This is a genomic window from Caldivirga sp. UBA161 (assembly GCF_002506515.1).
In the GTDB taxonomy this organism is placed as follows: Archaea; Thermoproteota; Thermoprotei; order Thermoproteales; family Thermocladiaceae; genus Caldivirga.
Genome location: NZ_DAXS01000057.1, coordinates 2,778 through 4,791, shown reverse-complemented (window position 1 = coordinate 4,791; position 2,014 = coordinate 2,778). Strand labels below are relative to the sequence as shown.

The 2,014-nt window shown below is 45.7% G+C and carries 1 protein-coding gene; it reads right to left on the bottom strand.

The features are described from left to right. Positions 1 to 240: 240 nt before the first annotated feature. Entirely contained in the window at positions 241 to 1,071 is an 831-nt protein-coding gene (locus tag BP896_RS06520; RefSeq protein WP_291766890.1) for a DUF4350 domain-containing protein, read from the bottom strand. Positions 1,072 to 2,014 lie beyond the last annotated feature (943 nt).

Genomic DNA, 2,014 nt, shown 5'->3' with positions numbered 1-2,014 from the left:
AGAGCATTGAATTGGAGGGGAGGAGGGTAACTGTGAAGTATAAGTGCAAAACACTACGAGTCGTTATGGCAAAGGCCAAGAGTTGCCTCACTATAGTTACAATATTTCCAGACCCAGGGCAGGCTCCAGGCATTGTGGTGGGTTGAGTTGATTAAACCTGCATGAGGGCAATTAGGGTAAATGGAAATGGGTGTAAAGCCCCTTGAGGTACCTAAGCTAAATTATTACCATATAATGCCTTTAATGCGCCTTAATTCTTCTTAATGCCATTAAGGTGGCTAAGGCTAGTATTGGGGACATGGATACTAGGTAGTTTACTGGGTATTGGTGAATACTGTAGTATATGCTCATTAATACTGCCCTATACTCAACCTGGAATCCACCTAATGCTGGGATTAAGTAGGCTGAGGGGCCTATGCTGCATAACTCCCTCAGTAGGAGCATGTTACTGCCTTTACCCAGTAGTGAGTTCATGAATATTCCTGGGCTTGATGCAATAAGTACATAGCCGCCACCGTACCTGGCTACTGCCATTACTGTGAATGGCCCAGTTTCATTGCCGGCTATGCTGCTTAAGCCGGTTAGGGCTATTGATGATGCATTACCATTAATCTTAATCACTGTGGCGTTGTCGAGGACTATGAACATTGGGGTTATGTTGAGGGGCCTATAGCCCTTAACCACGGCTATTGGGAAGTACTCGTTGATTGAATTGAATAATGGATCCTTAATAACCATGCCTGTAACCGTTACGTTAACGCCTAATTCACTGAGTAATTGATTAACCGTAGGTAAATTACCTAAGATAACCACCACACCACCCTTAAGCAGTAGGCCCCTGAGGGCATTAATGTAGGCTTCAGGTAATTTAACGAGTGGGATTACGAAGACCACCCTACTTCCATTAACCTCAAGTGGGGTGTAGATTGGTTTTAGGCAGGCCTTAACGGCCATTGAGTATCCATCCCAACCACTATTGCTTGGGCTGTAGGGGGCTGTGTAGGGGTATATGTAGGTGATTAGTAGGGCTAGGGTTAATGATAATGCAATTACTGCGTAGAGCCCCCTCACCTATCAACCACCCTGCTTAAGTAGCCTAACGCCCTCTCCACATCATTAACAGTGGGTAATTTAGGTGAGTATAATGCCTCCTCGGCTATGGCTACTAAGCCCCTAAGCGACTTAACGGTATCCTCATCAGTAACCCCAGTTACCTTACTTAAATACTCCCTAAGCGTCTCAANNACCAGTGTAATTAACCCCAGTCCTTGAGGATACTACATCAATCGCCTTAGCCAAGGCCCCAATAATAGCCTTAACATTAGGGTCACTTAACCTGGCCGATGGCATAGCCCTCTCAATAGCCTTAACCAAAGCCTCACCACTAGATGTACTCACGCCGATTACCCTAGCCCTACGCCTCCTCCTAATCACCCTGGCTCCAAGTAGGGTAATGGGGGTTACTGAGGCCACTATGGCTAATTGAAGTATGTTAATAACAGTAGCCTTAATGAGTACTGAAGCCCCCATTACAGGTGGGTTGGGGCCTATGGTTACGTTTAATATAATTAACCCACTACCCTGGGTAATAGGTATCTTCACAGGTACTTTAACTGTGGGCGCATTAATTATTAGGCTTTCATTAATTAAGCCATTGGGTGAAGTTATGTTAATGGGGATTGGGTGAATCCACGGCTTCACGGTTACCGTGGCCTCATTATTGAAGCCTGGGAATAGTAATGGGAAGCCTACTTTAATCCTTGGCTTAACCCCAGTTACGTTAACGCTAATAGTGTAGTTAACCGGCCCGTAGCTTAAGTAGGGCTTAACCATTACAGTAATGTTGATTAGGCCAGGCTTAAGTAGGCCTGTGGGTATGGTTATGTTGAAGAAGCCCCCAACCCCAGTGGTTGCGTTTAGTAGTAGGCCGCTAGCATTAACCACAATGACTCTACCTAAGGGGCCACTCACGTTACCCCATAGGGACAGTGAATCACCCCAGGTTACAGTGTAG